This is a genomic window from Streptomyces sp. NPDC094147, from assembly GCF_044764265.1.
Classification (GTDB): domain Bacteria; phylum Actinomycetota; class Actinomycetes; order Streptomycetales; family Streptomycetaceae; genus Streptomyces.
The window spans coordinates 1-18671 of record NZ_JBIWHT010000055.1 but is presented as its reverse complement, the minus strand read 5'-3'; the positions used below and the strand labels follow the sequence as shown (position 1 = coordinate 18671).

Below are 18671 nucleotides of genomic sequence, written 5' to 3'. Positions count from 1 at the left end.
CACCTACGCCGAATGGCCCGACGGCACCAAGCTCTCCTTCACGGACGGCGAGTACACCGTCACGCACCCCGACGGCACCAAGACCGCGGCCCACGCGGAAATGTCCGGAGACGACCTGGCACGACTGCGCCACTCCACCACTTCGGACCCGGTCCTCACCGAGCCCAAGAATCCTGCCCTGGCAGGGGCGGGGCACATAGCCGACGGCCTCGGACACGGGACTTCGCGTGCAATTGGGGGGACGGCCCATGACCTGGGACATGGGCCGTCTTCTGGCCACGAGCCGCCCAGTGGCCATAACTCCGGCACTAGCGCGAGCGGCCACGGTACCGACGCGGGTCACCCGACCGGTGGCGGCTTGGGCAGCGGTGCGGGTTCGCACACGCCGTCTGGTGAAGGCGGTTCACACACACCTTCCGGTGGCGGTGGTCATGGCGACACCCCGGGCGCGGGTGCCGGTAGCCACTCGGAGAACGCCCATGGCGGCGACAGGGCCCACGGCAGTGACGCGGGCGGCGACCTTCATGCGTCCGATTCCGCCGATCACGGATCCGGTAACGGTGGCCACGGCCAGGCGGAGAAGCACACGTCCGGCGAGCGTGCGAACGAGCCGATTCCGGAGTTGACGGTTGAGGAGCGGGCCGGGCACTGGGGTCACCTGGAAGAGGTAGAGAAGCGGGCTCCAGAACTATTCGACCACCTCAAGCACGACCCGGATCACAGAAGCAAGATCACTGAGGATTCGATGGACGAGGCCCGGGTCGGCCTCGACCTGCGGGAGCAGGGGCGCCTCCCGGCGGACATCCGCCGCCCGGACGTAGCCGATAAGGGCGAGTTCTACTCCGAGACCACCGGTAAGTACTATGACATCAAGGGTATCCATTCCTTCTGGCCTCCATTCAACAATGTGCGTAATCCGGCGCTTCTCGCCCGCCCGTTCCCGGGCGCGTACAACCCGGCAAGGCATGCCCAGACCTGGGTGGAAACATTCACCGAGCAGATTGACGATATGCATCGCGTAGTCATTGTCGACGTCCGGAACGCGGATCAAGCGGCGATCGACAGCATCAAGGGCATCATTGAAAGCCACGGTTGGGGAGATCATGTCATCTGGTACCCATAAGAAATGGGAGCCGAAGACGCTCCCGACCGACCCTGAGGCGACGCACCAGCTGCAGGAATGGATGGCCGAGGAGGGTTCCAGCCTTTTCGGCATCGAGCACGACTTCCGAGGTGCGGACCTTTCGGGTGGAGACTTCACGAGCTCGTGGTTCACCCAGGCGGTCCTGGCGGGTGTGCGGCTAGCGGGAGCGAGTTTCTACCGCGCCGACCTTCAGTCAGCGGATCTCACCGGTGCGGATCTCACCGGCGCCGACCTCGTCAGGGCGAATCTTGACGAGGCCGTGCTCCGTTCGGCGCGGCTCGACGGCGCCGACATGGTCAAGGCCCAGCTGCACGGGGTCGACGCGTCGGGAGCGAGCTTCAGAGGAACAAGGATCATGGGGGCCTCGCTCTTCCGCGTCGATCTGAGGGGAGCGGACCTGACCGACGCGGTCTTGTTCCACAACAGCTTCAGGGTCACAGTCGACGAAGCTACGGTGGTGCGTGGCCTGAGAGGCACCGTTTTCGGGCCGATCACGCTCTTTAGTGGCGAATCCTCCCGAGAGCTGGCCGGCACGGAGCTCGAGGCGTGGATCGGTGAGCGGGGTGGGCAGGTTGAAGTGATCGCTCCGGGCAGCCCGCAGCAGTAGGGCGGGCGTGCCCCTCCCGGATTCCGCGACTTTCACGGTGAGGGCCCCGCTCCAACTGGCAACGAAGCGGGGAAGCCGGCCCGTGCACAGCTATCGCGAATTGCTCGGCACGGATGGATTTCGGAGCAGACCACCCGGCGGCCGCCACCAGCACCCCCAGCGTGGGCTCTCGCGACGAACCGCGCTCTGTCCGTCCGTGGTACGGCGCCGGCGCGGACCGTGCACGTCGGTGGGTGCGGCATGACCGAGGCGGCACCGTCCAGGCGATCACGAGCGATCACGAGCGAGCAGGAGCGACACGGACTTAGGGACACGAGCAAAATGGTGCTGCACCTACCGCGCCATGACTTTCCTACTGCTCGCGCAGCGGAAGCGGCAGACTTTCTCGCAGCGAGCGCGGGGCGCTCCATCGACCGGATCGGGAATTCTCCGGAATCCTTCAATAGGGCCTTCGAGTCCGCTCTCAATGCGGCGAACGCACGCTGCGTACTGGATCCGATGGCCGATAAATTTGATACATGGGCCTCGTGGGTCACGGCCATGCAGGTGGGATCTGCTCTGTTTGCCGCAGCGGTCGCTCCCGAAGGCGAATCGATCGAGTGCCGAATCGGGCGCGAGCCCCGGGAAATTACTGCAACAGGCGTACAGCCTCACGCGCATGCCGGTAACTGGATCAAGGCTTTTTGCCTGGCGGTCATCTGTCGGGAAGAGGAGCGGATGACGCAGCTCTGCCGCGTCCCGGTCTCCCTGCTGCGCGCGTCCGGCGCTGTATTCGATGAGTACATCTACGCCTGGGTGGATGCGCTGCAAACGTACTGGCTGCGCGGTGAAGGCCTGGGGGGCAAGCTGGTTGCGGCAGTTCGAGGGACAGACCCCGCGACGATCGAAGTAGCCGACCGCGATCTGATGTTGAACATCCTGTATCCGCCGATCGAGATGTTCCACCTGTTCGTCAGGGAGGAGCGCGAGCGGTTCAACGTCTCGCTTGAGAACGCCGTGCGCTGCCATAAGGAGTTCTGGACTGAGGACGAGGACCGTGCCATCAGCACCGACAGCCTCGTAGCCCTCGGCCCTCTCGCCGTGGCTTGCCTCGCCCACGATGCGGGCTTCCCCATCGAAGTGGAGTCCGAGTATCTGCCTAGGTTCCTGCTGGACCGTGGTTGGGTGGGCGAGTTCGACACGTAAACCTGTGACGGCGGCTGCCGTGGCCCCCCGCAAGGTCCATCGACCAGGCCCCATCCGCGTCTCCGCCTGCCCCGAAGCGCGTGGCCAGCTCCCAGAGCTCTACGGGGAACAGCTATGCGCTCCGGGCCAACACACCGACGACAGTATGGTGAGCAGAGTAGGGCGGTCGGAGCCCGCTGGGTCCGTCTGACTTTCGCTTGCATCCTCACCGCGGAGGCCCCGCGCGGACGCCCACCCGTTCTCGGGATGGGTCGGTTCCCCGACAGGACGTCGAGGGACGGGGCCACTCCTTGACTGTGTGATCGGCTGCCGTCCCGGAATCGGACAGCAGACCCTTGCAGGTAAAGAAGTATTCGCGGCGCGGTGTTACCCGTGTCCTGTGGCTTAAGGCGGTCGCCGACCCCGGTCACGTTCCCACCCGGCCGGAGCTGACGGCCGGCACCGATCTGACGAACGCGATCGCCGCAATCGACGGCTGGTCGCTGACGAACCAGGCGATCGAGACCCCGGATCTGGGCTCGACATTCGAGTCGAAGATCCCGGGCACCGACCAGGCAGACGACTCCTCGCTCGGCTTCTACGAGGACCAGGTGTCCGATGACATCGAGCAGCTGCTGGCCAAGGACGCCACCGGCTGGGTGGTGTTCCTGCGGAAGGGCGATGTGCCGGGCTCCCGCAGCATGGACGTGTTCCCGGTGCGGGTCGGTTCGCGGTCGCCGAACTATTCGACGGACAACGAGGCCAGGCGAAGGTAGAGGCGGCCCGCTGCCGGATGGCCGATGCGGAAAGCCAGCGCGCCACGAGCCCCGAGTCCGAACACGCCAAGGCCGAACTCACCGCAGCCCAGGCCACGTTCGATGAGGTGGCTCTGGCACTGACGTTCAGGGCGCTGCCGCGGCCGGTGCTGGACGGGCTGATCAAGCGGTTCCCGCCGACGGAGGCGCAGGCCGAGGACGGCGATACCTGGAATCCGGAGACGTTTCCGGCGGCTCTGGTGGCGGCCGCGCACATCGAGCGCGACGACACCGGTCAGGCGGTTGAGGGGCTGACCGAGGAGGAGGCGCAGGGCCTTCTCGACTCGTGGCCGGTGGCCGAGTCGAATGTGCTGTTCGCGGCCGCGTGGCAGGCCCAGCAGATCGTCCGCACCACGACGGTGGAGCTGGGAAAAGACTGATCGCTGACGCACAGTTCCGGGCCGAGCTGGAGCTGTGCGACCGCTTCCGCATTCCCCATTCCTTGTTTCTGGGGGCGGGTGACGGCCAGTGGAGTGCGGGTGACCGGGCGAAGGCAATGGCGTACGAGGCCTATCGGCGCAGCGTGTGTGAGCAGTGCGGGACCAGGGCGGCGGAGTGGGACGAAGCCCAGGACGGTGACCGGTATGCGTATGTGACGACGACGGTGCGGTGTGTGGGATGTGAGTTGATCGCCGTCGAGCAGGACCAGGTCCCTGAGGGGCCTGACGGGTACGGGGTGCGTATTGGCCTTGTACCGCGTACCCCCTAGGCGGGGTTCGGGCAGGGGCACCGGCAGATTGGGGTGCGGGGAGTAAGGGCACCGCCCGGTGTCGCAATACACGCTCAGCGTCCAAGCGCGGGCGGACTTCTCCCGGCTGCTCTCCGAGGTCCGGCAGACCTCCCAGGCTCTTCGGGGCCTTGGACGGGACACCGCCTCCCTGCACCGACAGCTCTCCCAGGTCGGCGGTGGCGCGCGCGGCGCTGGAACGGGGCTTCGCTCGCTGGGCCGGGACGCCGACAGTGCTCGGGGCGGTCTACGTCGTCTCGGCTCGGACGGGCACTCTTCGACCCAGCAGCTCCGGCACGGGCTGTTCAGTGCCCGCCAGGAGCTGCACCATCTGCGGGGCCTGGTGGTCGGTGGTGGCATCGTCGCGGGCCTGGCGGAGATCGCCCGGGAGGGCAACGAGTACCAGCGCGCCATTAACAAGTGGGGTGCGGTCACTGGCGCTTCGGGCCAGGAGATGGTCCAGGCCGCGGCAAAAGCGCGCGAGCTCGGCGCCGACCTGACCATCCCCGGTACGTCGGCGGCGAAGGCGGCCGACGCGATGCTGGAGCTCGCCAAGGCTGGCCAGACCAGCACCTCGTCGATCGCGAATGCGCGGGCTGCGATGCAGCTCGCCGCGGCCGACAATCTCTCGGCTGCCGATGCCGCCCGGTATCTGGGCGACGTGATGGACCAGTTCGGTCTGTCGTCGAACAACGCGGGCCGGGCCGCCGACGTTCTTGCAGCTGGCGCGAACGCCGCGTCGGGCGGGCTGCAGGACATCTACTACGCGATGTCCTACACCGGGCCGGTCGCGGCCCAGTTGGGTGTCTCACTGGAGGACACCGCGTCGGCGGTGGCGATGCTGGCGCGCTCCGGCATCCTCGGCTCGAAAGCAGGAACGTCCCTGCGAGGGATGCTCACGAACCTGGCGAAGCCGACCAAGGCGATGCGCCAGGGCCTGGCCGACCTCGGCATCGAGGCGTGGGACGCGCAGGGGAACTTCAAGGGCCTGCGCACGGTCATCGAAGGCTTCGAGCAGGCCCAGCACCGGATGTCGCAGAAGGATTTTCTCGGTGCCCTCGCGAACGTCGTCGGCAAACCGGCCCTCGCGGGTGCGGCCGCTCTGGCGCATCAGGGTGTCGCGGCGTACGACCAGATGCACACCGCGATCTCCCGTACCGGTGCGGCCGGTGAGATCGCCGCCTCGCAGACCAAGGGCCTCGCGGGCGCATACACCCAGCTCAAGACGCAGGCGAAGAACACCGGACAGGTCCTGTACACGGCTGTTGCGCCGGGCCTGGAAAAGGTCACACGGCTGATGACCTCCGGGATGAGCGCGGCGACGCCGTACCTGGCGGGCGCGATCGACTACGTCCACGACCTGTACACGCTGGCCGGTCCGGGCCTGGCCTCCAAGGCCAAGTCGGGGGTGCGGGAGCTGACCGACGAGTTCCGCGGCCTCGGGGAACCCTTCAAGGACGGGGCGCTGGACGTGGCGGCCGCCGGACTCAACGTCCTCGTCAACGCCGGGCATGCGGTCTGGGACGTCTTCCAGAACCTTGTTCAGGGCGCGGCACCGGTTGTCGAAGCGATCGCGGAGCTCGGTACAGAGTCCGGGGCCGGTGCGAGCAGCTTGGACGTGGTCGTTACCGCTCTGAACCTGGTCTCCTCGGCGGCCGGGGCGGTCTCGGGGGTGCTGGTGCCGATCGGGCAGACCGTGGCCTGGCTGGTGCGGGGATTCGCGGCCCTGCCGGGGCCAGTTCAGACCGCGATCTTTGCGATGCTGCTGGCCCGCAACGTCACTCCGATGTTCATGCGCCTCGGTGGTGCGGTGGCGGGCCCGGTCACCGGGGCGTTCCGTTCGCTTGGCCAGGAGATGCGGCTCCAGCAGAGTCTCGCGGCCGCCCAGGGCCAGTCGATCGGCCGGGTCGGGCAGGCCCTGGCAGTCCTCCAGACCCGGATCCCGGTGGTTGGGCAGATGACCGCCGCGTTCCGGTCCGCTGAGGGGCCGATCAGCGGCACGGCGCGGGCGATCAGTACCGGTCTGGGCAGCGCGGCCAAGGGGCTGATGGGTGCGCTCGGCGGGCCGTGGGGTGTCGCGATCGCGGCGGCCGGGGTGGGTTTGTCGATGCTTGCCTCCCACCAGCAGAAGGCCGCGCAGGCGGCTGCCGAGCATCAGTCGCGGATCAGCACGCTCACTTCGGCGCTGCGTGAGTCGAACGGCGCGGTCACCGACAGTGTCCGGACGGCGGCCGCGCAGTCGATCATGGATACCAAGGTCTTCGACGGTAAGGCGCGTCTGGTCGATGTGATGTCGAAGGCCGGGGTGTCGGTGCGGCAGCTCACGGACGCCTACCTCGGCCAGGACGGCGGCCTCAACTCCCTCCAGAAGCAGCTCAATGAGACGGCGGAATCGCACGTCAAGTGGCTGGCCACCTCCACCGGTGCGGCCAAGACGTACGACGAGCAGGGCTCCGCTGCCTCCCGGGCGGCGACTGCGCTGGGTTCGGTCAAGGGCGAGATGTCGCAGGCCGTGAAAGACGCGAAGGATCTCGCCGAGGTGAACGCGGCGGGCGGCCGGTCCGCGGCCGATGCGGTCGGCCCGTTCGGGAAGTTCTCCGACGCGATGCGCCGCCTCTCGGACACCACAGCGGACGCGGACACCCGCGCTCGGGCGCTGCACGACGCGCTGAACGTGTTGGCGGGCGGGTCGGTGAATCTGTCGGCGGCCGAGGCCCGGCTGAACCGGTCGGTGTCGGATGCGGCCGAGTCGTTGAAGGGCGGCGGCGACCAGGTGCAGGGCTACAGCGCCTCGCTGCTGAACATGGACGGGTCGCTGTCCACGGTGACCCGCAACGGGCAGAAGCTGTATGACCTGCTGCAAGGGCTGTCGACGAACTCGGCGGACGCGGCGTTGGCCGCCTATCAGTACGCGACGGCGAACGGGAAGACCGTCCCGGAGGCGCTGCAGGCCGCGCAAGATCAGATGGCCAAGGCGCGTGAGTCGGCGATCGCGACGGCGCAGGGGTACGGGCTGGGTGCGGATGCGGCGGCGAAGCTCGCGGACAACGCGGGGCTGGTGCCGTCGCAGGTGTCGATCCTGCTCCAGACCGCCGGCATGGACAAGGGTGTCGCTGAACTCGTCGCCGTGCAGCAGGCGTTGAAGGCGACACCAGACAACAAGACCGTCACGATCTCCACGCTCGACAATGAGGCCCGCGCCAATCTGGAGAAGCTCGGCTTCAAGATCACGGACTTGAAGGACCGGCGGGTGCAGGTGACCGCGCCGACGGACCTTGCGGCGTCACAGCTGGATGTTCTGATCGCGAAGCTCGCCCAGACCCCTGGTGCGAAGAGCATCAACGTGTCGGCGTCGACTGCTGCCACGATCGCGAGCCTGGAGGCTGTCCGGCAGAAGCTCGTGTCCGATCCGAGCGCGAAGACGATCTATGTCACCGCGCCAACGGCCGAGGCACGTGCGCAGCTTGAAGCTCTGGGCTTCACGATCACCCAAGTCCCGGGCAGCAAGGACGTCAACGTCTCCGTGCCGACGGGGGCGGCGACGAGCAGCGTGGCGACCATTCAGGGCGCGATCAACAGCATCACGGGCAAGTCGGTGACGATCACGACGATCCACAACGACGTCTACCGCACGTCTCCGCAGCCGGGCCCGTACAAGGACGGCTACGCCTTGCCGCAGGCCAACGGCGGGATCGTCACCTACGCGCAGGGCGGTGTCCGGGAGAACCATGTCGCTCAGATCGCCAAGGGCGGCGAATGGCGGGTGTGGGCGGAGGACGAGACTCAGGGCGAGGCTTACCTCCCTTTGGCGCCGAGTAAGAGGGCCCGGTCCAAGGTCATCCTGAATGAGGTGGCACGCCGTTTCGGCGGGCAGGTCGTCTACAACGCCTCCGGAGGGCTGTCGGACTGGTCGTACCAGCCGCTCGGCGGCACGGGGCTCTCCGTGTCCGATGTGGTCTCCAAGTCGCAGAAGAAGAAGGGTGACAAGGAGGTCTTCGACCTCGGCCTGTTCGAGCAGAACCTTCGCAAGTCCGTGTCCACGGCGCAGTCCTGGCGTACGGACCTGGCCACGGTGGCCCGGCGGGCCGGTACGGATGTGGCGAAGGCGCTGGAGGACATGGGCGCCGACGGTGTCGAGCTGACCCGGAAGATGGCGACCGAATCCGCCAAGTACGTGCAGGAGATGGCCGATCAGCTGATGAAGCTGTCGAGCACGGCGAAAGCCTCGCTGTCCGACTACACCGCGCAGCTCCAGAACGCCGTCAAGGACTCCACCACCTTCCAGAACAACCTGTCCCAGCTCTCGGCGAACGGCTTCGGGGCTCTCGCTGAGCGCCTGGCCAAGCAGGGCGACGCCGGTGCGGAAGCCCTGGCGAAGGAGGCTGTCGGGGACTGGGTGAAGGCGGTGCGGGCCAACAACACAGCGCAGCAGGCGGGCAAGATGCTCGACGGTGACCAGCTCACCGACGTGGTGAAGCTGATCGGCGCGCTCCGTGCCGGCCGGGGCATCCATGACATGGCGGATGCGACCGGCCTGGGTGAGGACCGGCTGATCGAGATCGCGAACCTGTCCACCGACCAGATCCGCAAAGCGGGCGGGAGGGCGGACCGGTTCCTGTCGGACCTGGTGAAAGCTAACGCGGGACGGGCGTACGCGAACGGCGGTGTGTGGGAGCCCGGCACCTACTCCTCCCCCTCTGCCAACGGGCTGATCAAGTTCGCGGAGCGCGAGACCGGAGGCGAGTCCTACATTCCGCACGCCGCGGCGAAGCGGGGCCGCGCCACGGCCGTACTCGCTGGCACCGCCGGCAAGTTCGGGTACGGGCTGGTCCCCCAGACTCTGGTGGATGCGCGGGCAGGCCGCTCGCAAGTCGTCGTCATCCGGCAAGCCCCCGCCATCGGTTCCCAGACGATCCACGTCACCCGGTCCGGGGCGAACGCCGACGACATCGCCTCTGCCGTGTCGTACCAGATACGCCGCGCCAAGCGGGGCGGTGGGGTGCTGCGATGAGTATCGACCTCAAGGACTGGCAGATCGAGATCGGCGGGATCCTCCTCGGGCACGGTACCCGGATCCCGGTTGCGGCGATCGAGGGCCTCGCCCGCCCTGGTGTGCGGGGCGAGGGTGTGGAGCGTCCGGGTGCGGACGGGGTGTGGCTGGCGCCGGACTGGTATGAGGCCCGCACCGTGCGGGTCGACTGTGCCATCAGGACCCCGGGTGATCCGGAGGCTGCGGCCGGGCTGCTGGCGGCGTTGGAGCAGGTAGCCGAGACCCGTTCGGTACGGACGGTGGGCGGCGCAGTGATGCCGCTGCGGATCAAGTGGCCGGGATCCCCGGTCCGGGTACTGTTCGGCCGCATCCGCAAGCTCGAAGCGACGTGGGAGAAAGCCGCGTTCGGCTGGATCCCCCTCGATATCGAGTTCACCGCCCCCGACCCCGTGTATGGCGCCGACGTCGAGCAGCAGGTGGAGCTGCGGCTGGGCTGGCTGTCCGGCGGCGGATTCACCGCCCCCGTGCAGGCCCCGATCATCGTGAACGGCGCCGGTGCGACAGGCGGGCAGAAACGTCCGGGCTGGGTCACCAACGGCGGCAACGTGGACACGTTCCCGGTGCTCACGGTGCACGGCCCGTGCGCCAACCCGCAGATCACGCACGTCGAAACGGGCCGGACGATCACTGTCCCGGTCGTGCTGGACGCCGGCCAGTGGGTGCGGGTCGACACCCGGCCCGGCCAGCGGGTCATCACCCGCAACAACGGCGGCGCCGTCGCCACCACCCAGCCGCTCGACGCCTTCCGCCTGCCCCCGGGACGCAGCGAGATCCGCTGGACGGCCGCCGACCCGACCCTGTCCGCCCGCCTCACCGTGGCGTGGCGTGACGCCTTCACCACCCTCGGAACCCCTCTGGAGAAGCCCCTCTCATGACGCTCGCCCAAGCCCCGCTCCTCGTGACCGGCGCCACCCACTCCGCGCAGACGTTCCGCATGATGATCCGGGATCTCTCCCGCGGCTCGGAGGGGGTGACCGAGTACGGGGATCTGAAGGTCGTTCCGCTACCCACCCCCGGGGCAGGGGTGCAGATCAGCGACGGGTCTGCGGTGATCCGGGGCCGGGCCAATGCCTGGCAGGGCTCGTACACGGCGTACAACATCGGCACCGCCACCGTGCCCGTCGCACCGACCGGGGCAACCCGCCGCACCGACATGATCGTCCTGCGGGTTGTGGACCCGGAGTTCGAGGGCAACCGGGACCCGGCCAAGGACGCCATCAACGTGTTCGAGGTCATCCCCAATGTGGAGGCCACCGCGACGACGCCGCCCGCCGGGGTGACCGGGGTCGCGCTGGCGTGCATCGACATCCCGGCGAAGACCGCGACGATCACCGCTGGCATGATCCGCGACCTGCGCAACGTCGCCAACCCGCGCACCACCTCGAAGCTCTTCAACGCCTCCCCGACCGAGGACCAGCCGTACAGGGGCACCGGCTACACCTGGACGCAGTGGCCGCCGGTGGCCCGCTGGAAGGTGTACGTGCCGTACTGGGCAGTACGAGCCCGCATCAAAATGACGCTTGCTGGCGTGCAGTTGATGGGTGGCTACAGCTATGGGGGCAGCGCCAGCCGCCTAGGAACCATCCAGTGCGAGTCGGTGGTTGTCGAGTCGAACGCCGGCTCGGAGCGGCTGAACTTCATCAGCGCCGACACCATCGACATCCCGCGCACCTACCGAGACACAGTCCAATGGCTGGAGCACCTGGTGGCCCGCAGCAGCGACGTCCCCGGTTGGTTCGAAGCCGACGTCGCCACCACGGCGATAGCGGAGATCTCCTTCGACGAGGGCGCGGCCTGATGGGCTACCGGTACCTCTCCCAGAACGCCCTCACCGGCGCCTGGCTGACGTCCGATCTCCCGTTGACCAACGTGGAGTTCGGCCCCGATTTGAACGGACCCGGTCACCTGCGAGGCACGCTGGAGCCGTACCTGGGGCGGCAACTGACGGAGATAGCCGACCCCGGCAACACGCTGATCTATGTCGAGCGGGACGGATACCTACGGTGGGGAGGCATCATCTGGCGGGCCGAACCCGAGGGCAACAAACTCGCGATCGAGGCTGCGGGATGGACGTCATATCTCGCCCGTCGCCGCGATCTGGACGGCGAGTTGGGCGGTCGCGGCCCCTACGTGCGAGCGGATCCGTGCCGCATCATCCGCGACATCGTCGACTACGCCCAGTCGATCCCCGATGGGGACCTCAGCCTGAGCGTCGACAGCACCACGTCGTCGGCGACTGTCGGCACCAGTACGGAGCCATGGCATTCACGCTGGTGGGAGAACCCCGTCCTTGGCGAGCAGATCGACGACCTGGTGAAGGGCCCAGACGCCCCGGACTACACGTGCAGCGTGTGGTGGGACAGGGAGCGCCAGCCTGTTCGCCGCATCCAGCTCGGCTACCCCCGCCTCGGGCGGCGTCGCACAGACCTGTCGTTCTCCACCGGCATCAACATCGTTGCCAACCCGCCCGTGCAGTATGCGGCCGACGACTACGCCCAGGTCGTCATCGCCACTGGAACCGGAGAAGGGCGCTCTCAGCGCCGTGCCGTCGATGCCGTCCGCAACGGCAGGCTGCGCCTGGAACACACCCTGGACCTTCCCGCCATGCGAGCCACCGAGACCCTCGCTCAGCGGGCCCGCGCGGAGCGGGCATGGCGCCAACGCCTCGGCCATGTCGAGGAGATCACCGTCCGCCACCACCCGCAGGCTCGGATCGGGGCCTGGCAGATCGGCGACGACGTCCAGGTTGCCGTCCGCGACCAGTGGACCACCTGGTCCGACTGGTGCCGCATCACCGGCTGGACCATCCACCCCGACACGACGGCCGGCGAGACCGCGACGCTCTCCCTCACCCCGGCCGACTCCTACTAGTACGGCGCAGCCGCCTAAGCATCGAGGACCTCCATGCCCACCGACATCGGCACCCGCCTGGCCCGCCTGGAACAGCAGCTCCGCACCGCCATCCGTGCCCCGAAGCTCGCCAACGCCGCCCTGGAAGAATCCGCCATCGAGGTGTACGACAAGGACGGTTCACTGCGCGCGCTGGTCGGCCAGCAGCCGGACGGCACCCACGGGGTGACCGCTGTCAACGCACCCCCACCGCCCGCCCCGTCCATCCCGCAGGCTGTGCCGGCGCTCGGCGCGGTCACCGTGTCCTGGGACGGCACCTTCCGCAGCGCGCAGGCCGGGCCGCTCGACTTCTCCCGCGTCGAAGTCCACGCCTCCCCCACCGCGTCGTTCGAACCGCGACCGGGCACCCTGCAGGGCAGCATCGAGTCCCCTCAGGGCGGTTCATTCACGATCCCCACCAAGCAGCCGGTCCATGTCCGGCTGGTGGCCCGCAACACCTCCGGCGCACCATCCGTAGCTTCCGGCACGTTCGGGCCGGTCGCTCCGGCCGCCGTCGACCAGTCCGTCCTGGACGGCGCGCTGGCCGACGCTACCTCGCAGCGGTTCGCCGACACCATGCGCGACCCGCGCGGCTGGAAGCAGCTCTGAGCGGACAAGGACGCCTCCTGGTCCATCCGCTCCGGTGTCACCGACGCACCGCAAGGCCCCACGGTGCTGGAGGCCGTGGGGCAGGTCCAGTTGTGCGCTACGACAAGGATCGCCTTCGACCCTGACACCCTCTACCGGGTATCGGCCCGGGTCCGCTCCACGGCCCAGGCTCCAGAGGGACCGGCCACCGTGTACATCGGGCTGGTCGGGTACGGCGCCGACGGCACCGTCATGGTCAACCGCAACGGCGAGGACTCCCCCGACAGCCAGCACTACACAGCGTGCCATGGCAAGACCCCTGAGGCCTCCGACGGCTGGGTCACCTATACCGGCTACGTACGCGGCCGCACGATCGCCGGAGCTGCCGCACCCGCGGGCGACTTCCCCGATCCGCGCAATCCGGCGCCCTTGCACACCGACGTGCGTTTCGTGCGGCCGATGCTCTGGCTGAACTACGGCCGCGGCACAGCCTCGGTGATGCAAGCGGACTCCATGTTCGTCGAGGCGTTGCGCACGGGTGTCGTCGGACCCGGCAACCTCACCGGGGGTGCGGTCACCACCCCAGCCATCGCCAACGGCGCGATCACCGTGGACAAGCTCCGCATCGGAGCGACCGGCAACCTGTGTCCCGACGCGTCGTTCGAGACTGGGCACGTCGAGCAGATCATCCAGCAGCTCCAGATCCCCTGGGCGCGCATCGAAGCCGGCGGGAACCGCTCACCGCTCGCCCTGCGCATCGACTCCGCGCCGACCGGGACGACGCGGCTCTTGGACTTCGACCCGTTCCCGGTCACTCCGGGTGAACAGTTCTGGCTCGGCACCGACCTGCGTTACGCAGCCGACTGGGCAGGCAAGGGAGCCGCCATCACGCTCGTCTGGCAGGACAGCGACGGCAATACCCTTGCCCAGGGACGTATCCCCAGCGCCGCCGAGACCGGGGACGGCCGGTGGATGCGGATATCGGGCAGCGTCCGCGCGCCCGTGAACGCGGTCCGCGCCACCATCCGCATTGAGACCATCGGAGGGACGGTCGGCGGCGTCTGGTTCGACAAGGTCGAGTGCAGGCCGGTCCTGAGCAGCGCCACTGACGGGGAGCGGGCGGAACTTTCCCCGGACGGAATCCGGCTGTTCGACAAGGACGGCGAGCAAGTCGTCAGCCTCGTCACGGGCCAGCCCAACTTCCTGACCCTGGCCTCCTCCGCGGGGCGGCCGGTCGCCTCCATCAGCGAGGAGGGCAAGGCCGGGTTCCAGTCGCTCGCCGTCGCCGAGGACCTCACCTGGCGCGGCGACAGCCTGGCCACCTTTCTGGACCGGATGCCGCGCGGTATCCAGGCCATCAACACCCAGCTCGGCGGCTCGACTACCGCCTCCGCGGACGTGGAGATGGGCTGGGTGGAACTCGCCTGCACCATCGACATCAGTCGCATGTACCGGATCGTCCTGGACGCCTACGTCGACCCCACCGGGGACGGCGGCGAAATGGTGTTCTGGATGCGCACCGGCGGCCCCAACCAGCCGACCCTCAAGTCACGGCAGATCCACAGCCTCGTCGCCCCGATCCGCGGCGAAGGCTGGCAACGCGTCCACATGGAACTCGCTTGTCCCGGAACCTACTTGGGTGCAGGGACACAGCGCCTGCTGACCTCGTTCATGTGCCGCTGGGGCGCCACAGGCCAGACCCTGCGCGTGCTCAGCAGCGACGGCTACCCGAGCGTCCTGTACGTCGAGGACATCGGCCCGGCCGTCCCGAACACAGGCGGACTCAACCCTGCCGGCGCGAACCAGCCGCCTCCCAAGCCGCTGCCTACCCGGTATAGCAAGACCTACTCGGCGTCCTGGAGCGGGAGTTACAGCAATCGCGAGGGATACAACAGCTACTACGGGAATCAGATGATGCAGGGGTACTACTCCGGCACCAACGGGACGCAAGCCTCATTGGTCGGGTTTCCCTCTGCGCTCGCAGCAGATCTCGCCGGCGCCAAGATCGAGTCCGTTGAGCTATACCTCTACTTCGAGCACTGGTACAGCAACTCTGGTGGGCGAGCCGTCATCAAGGCGCACAGCCATGCGTCGAGACCGTCTGCGTTCTCCTCTGACGGCGCCTCGATCTCAGTCAACTGGGGCCGGAACGAAGGCAAGTGGGTCGACATCACGCGGGTGTTCGACGAGACACGGTGGCGGGGCATTGCCCTCGACCCGGCGAACAGTGCCAGCACGTACTACGGTCGCGCACAGGGCGTCGGCCAGGCCAACCCGCCGATGCTAAGGGTGGTCTACATGAAGTGAGCAGTAGCCGTTACGCCATGGGCTGGGGCGCCGCGATGCCCAGCCTCGTAAAGCCGGCCGGGCACCACGGAATCCATCGCTCAGTGACCGGGGACGGCGGCCCGTCGGCCGTTAGGGGCGAGCGGAATCGGGATCGTCCGGGATTCGGCACTGCGCTTCTGGCGGCTGTCGAGGGGCTTCTGAAGGGCGTTCACATTCAGCGAGACGCCCTGGCCACCGCTGAACGTACCGCTCGCGAAGGCATTCACCCCGTCGGCGATGACCTCGTATCCCGAAGTGTCGATGATCTGGTGCCGTTGGCAGTCCCGGAACACCTCGTCGAGGGGGACGAACCACAGCCAGTGGCGGTCCCCGTCCTGATTCAGGTCGACCTTTTCGTTGAACCAGACCGCCACGCTTCCCCGCAGTACGACGGTGGCCGTCCAGTCGATGTCGTATTTCTGCGTGCCGACCACCAGCGTGGCCTCGACCGTCGACTTGGGCGGAATCCGCAGGGGGAGGTCGACGCTCCACGTCTGCGTCTCCTTGTGCGTGAACTCCTGCGTCGAGGACAGGCTCGCCTCGATCGACGTCGTCTCGCTGACCTTGGCGACCGCCGGGATCTCCGCCGACACCTCCACGGTGACGCCGATCTTCAGGGACTCGGTCACCGAGATCCGCAGGTCCTGCTCGGTCGTCTTACTCTGCTTGTAGGTGACGGTCTGCTCCACCTCCGTGCCGTTGCGGTAGTTGGTGGCCACGGAGCTGACCTGCCCGGGCACGGGTGAGGGGGCGCTGGCGTCGTACACGATGTCCCGGTACTTCGCGGCGACCTGATACCGGTGGTAGTCGTTGAGGAAACTCTGCTTTCCGTAGTCCGTCGACGCGGTGAAACGGCAGCCGTTCGAGGCGGGAAATCGCTCCCGGGCCATCCACCGGCCCCATGCGTCCGTTATCTCCTGGAGCGGCCGGGCGGACACTTTGCCCGGTGTCGGGGCCGCACTTGCGGACCGTGGCGCGGCGCTTGCCGTTCCGGTGGACAGAGGAATGGCCGCTGCGACTCCGGCGGCCGGGGCGAGCGCGAGCAGACGCCGTCTGGAAACTTGACTCATGAACTAAATGGGCCCTTCTTGCGATGCGGGGCGAAACGGGCGAACTCCCTTGGCGGTCAATGGAATCCACCAACCACCCTGCCGCATAGGGACTTTGGTCCCTGACTCTCCTGCACGGCGCGCGATGAAATGGGTGTCAACATGTATGGACGTGACCGCACCGATTGCGGAGACTGCCCTGACCAGCATGTTCGCCCCAGGCGTGCGGCATTGCGCCCAGACTCCCACGGACGGTAGGAAGTTCCAGGGGTGCATCTGGGCTCGGTGCGCTTACCAAACGAGTACGCCCCTGCGCTTAAGGCATCGCTCCACCGTGCGTACAGGAATCCGCAAGGCATCAGGGTCTCAAATTCCGCTGCACAGTCTCATGTTTAGCTGTATATCGGCTGCAGGACATCGCTGACCGCGAAGGAACGAGCCTTGCCACCGTGCGCGTGCGCTGCTGAAGAATGACGCCCCACTCCGCCCTGCCGGGTCCTATCCGGGCCGCCCCAGGCGGAAATGATGCTTCCGAGGAGGCGAGCGGCTGCGTGTCCCCGCTACTCAGGTAGGGCGCGGTCGTCGATGACGTTCTTCATGACGAGGGTGGAGGTCAGGCGCTGGACTCCAGGCAATCGGGCGAGTTGTTGGTCGTAGAGCTGCTGGAAGGCGGTGAGGTCGGTGGTGGCGACGCGCAGGAGGTAGTCGGGTTCGCCGAAGAGGCGCTGAGCCTGGAGGACGTGCGGGATGTCGGCGACGGCCTCCTCGAAGGCGGTGACGGTGTCGGGGGTCTCCCAGCGCAGGGTGGCGAAGACGAGGGCTTCGAAGGTCAGGCCGACGGCGGCCGGGTCGACGACGGCGCGGTAGCCGCGGATCGCGCCCTCGCGTTCGAGATCGCGCAGCCGGCGGTGACAGGCCATGATGATCGCCATCGGCGCCTTCCTGCTGATGGAACGCCTGGCCGGCTGAGGAACCCGCCCGCTCCACCCGACACGGACCCGAAAGAGAGCATGCACGTGGAAGACCAGACGCAGCAGGAGCAGGCGAGCCCCACGGTCCGCAAGCGCGTCCAGGACAGCTTCGACCTGCAGGGCCTCATGACCCACCTCGGCGCACGCCTCGCCCGCATCGGCCCCGGCCGCGTCCACATCACGCTTCCGGCTCGTCCCGAGGTGACCCAGCAGCACGGCTACGTCCACACCGGAGCCACCAGCGCCATCGCGGACAGCGCCGGCGGCTACGCCGCACTCACGCTGTTGGACGAGGACTCCGAGGTCCTCACCGTCGAGTACAAGATCAACCTCCTCGCGCCCGCAGCGGGCGACCACCTCGAAGCGATCGGCACCGTCCTGAAGCCCGGACGCACCCTGACCGTCTGCGAGTTGGAGGTGTACGCAGTCCGGAGCGACGGCGAGCGCAAGCTCGTCGCCAACGGCCAGCAGACGCTGATCCGCGTGAACCGGACCGAGCGGTGAGTACGCAGCCGGAGCTGCCGTCCTGCGTGACCTGGCAGGAGATCGTTGCGGAACCAGCGGCAGAAGACAGCCGAGCGTAGACGAGCGTCCCGCAAGCCCTCAGCGCCATGCATACGGTGTGGAAGAAATGCCCCGTTCGTGAGACTGATCCGCTGTCCCATGGACGTGAGACAGCGGGATAACCGCTGGTCAACGAGCACCGTCCGTGCCGCGATCAGCGAGACCCCTACAGCATCGCCAAACGAGTCGCCGCAACTACCGTGCAGTGCCCCAACGTAGCCGAGTTCAGACGCGGATTAGCCACCGATGCGGAACAGCATCTGCGTATGACCCAGTAAGTCGTGTCGGGCCATTCAACGGTGTAAGGGACCTGTCCTTCACACTCGTACGATCCAAGTAGGCGCGGGGATCGCCAGGAGTGATCGCGGTGTCTGTGCCGCCGAGCAGCGAGCCCACGCTGTGGGAGCTGCACCGTGCCGTTTCGCAGCTGCGAGAGGACCTGCGAGGTGACCTCGCTCAACTCGCCGCCCGCCTCGACCAGGTGGTCACTCAGGACGTATACCGGGCCGATCAGCGAGCAACGGAGCAGCGGATCGGACAGGTCGAGGCAGCTCTGGCTGGCCTGCGGGGCGAACATGATCAGATCACCGAGCGCGCGGATCAACAGCGGCGTGAGGACCAGGCGCAGGCGGCGGCCACACGGCGACTGGTGATCTCCTCGTTCGTGTCACCACTGCTGCTACTGACCCTTTCGGGTTCATGTCGGGTGTGGCGTGAGGACCAGCCCGGTTTCGGTGAGGCAGCCGTCGATGAGTTCGGGGTGCTGCTGGATATG

At 67.7% G+C, this 18671-nt stretch carries 14 protein-coding genes and 1 pseudogene; 13 read left to right on the top strand and 2 right to left on the bottom strand.

Annotation, left to right across the window (positions count from 1 at the left end; translation table 11 throughout):
- The 11 genes and pseudogenes from ACIQ8J_RS34735 to ACIQ8J_RS34685 all read left to right on the top strand — a co-directional run.
- Nucleotides 1-1123: pseudogene (locus ACIQ8J_RS34735) on the top strand (hypothetical protein); the annotation flags it as partial.
- On the top strand, nt 1104-1751 hold the full coding sequence (locus ACIQ8J_RS34730) for a pentapeptide repeat-containing protein (protein WP_403277938.1): 648 nt from the start codon (nt 1104-1106) through the stop codon (nt 1749-1751). The pseudogene ACIQ8J_RS34735 and the gene ACIQ8J_RS34730, both read left to right, overlap by 20 nt.
- Nucleotides 1752-2072: 321 nt before the next feature.
- Nucleotides 2073-2936, top strand: coding sequence for an immunity 49 family protein (locus ACIQ8J_RS34725; protein WP_403608089.1), 864 nt, complete (start codon nt 2073-2075; stop codon nt 2934-2936).
- A gap of 335 nt (nt 2937-3271) precedes the next feature.
- Nucleotides 3272-3691 carry a hypothetical protein gene (locus ACIQ8J_RS34720; RefSeq protein WP_403277942.1) on the top strand — a complete coding sequence of 140 codons (420 nt, stop codon included), beginning with the start codon at nt 3272-3274 and terminating at the stop codon, nt 3689-3691.
- A gap of 17 nt (nt 3692-3708) precedes the next feature.
- Nucleotides 3709-4110: a hypothetical protein gene (locus ACIQ8J_RS34715; RefSeq protein ID WP_403277944.1), complete on the top strand. Its 402-nt coding sequence runs from the start codon at nt 3709-3711 to the stop codon at nt 4108-4110.
- 387 nt (nt 4111-4497) lie between these two features.
- Nucleotides 4498-9468, top strand: coding sequence for a phage tail tape measure protein (locus ACIQ8J_RS34710; protein WP_403277946.1), 4971 nt, complete (start codon nt 4498-4500; stop codon nt 9466-9468).
- Entirely contained in the window at nt 9465-10382 is a 918-nt protein-coding gene (locus tag ACIQ8J_RS34705; RefSeq protein ID WP_403277948.1) for a hypothetical protein, read from the top strand. The genes ACIQ8J_RS34710 and ACIQ8J_RS34705 overlap by 4 nt, the downstream gene beginning before the upstream one ends.
- Nucleotides 10379-11305: a hypothetical protein gene (locus tag ACIQ8J_RS34700; protein WP_403277949.1), complete on the top strand. Its 927-nt coding sequence runs from the start codon at nt 10379-10381 to the stop codon at nt 11303-11305. The genes ACIQ8J_RS34705 and ACIQ8J_RS34700 overlap by 4 nt, the downstream gene beginning before the upstream one ends.
- The gene (locus ACIQ8J_RS34695; protein ID WP_403277951.1) at nt 11305-12378 is read left to right on the top strand and encodes a hypothetical protein; all 1074 of its coding nucleotides are present in this window, start codon (nt 11305-11307) and stop codon (nt 12376-12378) included. Before ACIQ8J_RS34700 ends, ACIQ8J_RS34695 begins: the two co-directional genes overlap by 1 nt.
- Nucleotides 12379-12411: 33 nt before the next feature.
- A complete protein-coding gene (locus tag ACIQ8J_RS34690) occupies nt 12412-13005 on the top strand; it encodes a hypothetical protein (protein ID WP_403277953.1) in 594 nt (197 codons plus the stop codon).
- A 231-nt stretch (nt 13006-13236) separates the two neighbouring features.
- Complete coding sequence (locus tag ACIQ8J_RS34685; RefSeq protein WP_403608087.1) at nt 13237-15291, top strand: hypothetical protein; 2055 nt, start codon at nt 13237-13239, stop codon at nt 15289-15291.
- Between the two features lie 80 nt (nt 15292-15371).
- On the opposite strand, the gene ACIQ8J_RS34680 is transcribed toward ACIQ8J_RS34685, so the two are convergent.
- The gene (locus ACIQ8J_RS34680; protein WP_403608085.1) at nt 15372-16250 is read right to left on the bottom strand and encodes an ETX/MTX2 family pore-forming toxin; all 879 of its coding nucleotides are present in this window, start codon (nt 16248-16250) and stop codon (nt 15372-15374) included.
- A gap of 671 nt (nt 16251-16921) precedes the next feature.
- Nucleotides 16922-17293, bottom strand: coding sequence for an Lrp/AsnC family transcriptional regulator (locus tag ACIQ8J_RS34675; protein ID WP_403277956.1), 372 nt, complete (start codon nt 17291-17293; stop codon nt 16922-16924).
- 84 nt (nt 17294-17377) lie between these two features.
- Between ACIQ8J_RS34675 and ACIQ8J_RS34670 the strand changes: the two genes are divergently transcribed.
- Entirely contained in the window at nt 17378-17836 is a 459-nt protein-coding gene (locus ACIQ8J_RS34670) for a PaaI family thioesterase (protein ID WP_403608083.1), read from the top strand.
- 427 nt (nt 17837-18263) lie between these two features.
- The coding region (locus tag ACIQ8J_RS34665) for a hypothetical protein (RefSeq protein WP_403277958.1) at nt 18264-18671 on the top strand (408 nt) is incomplete at its 3' end.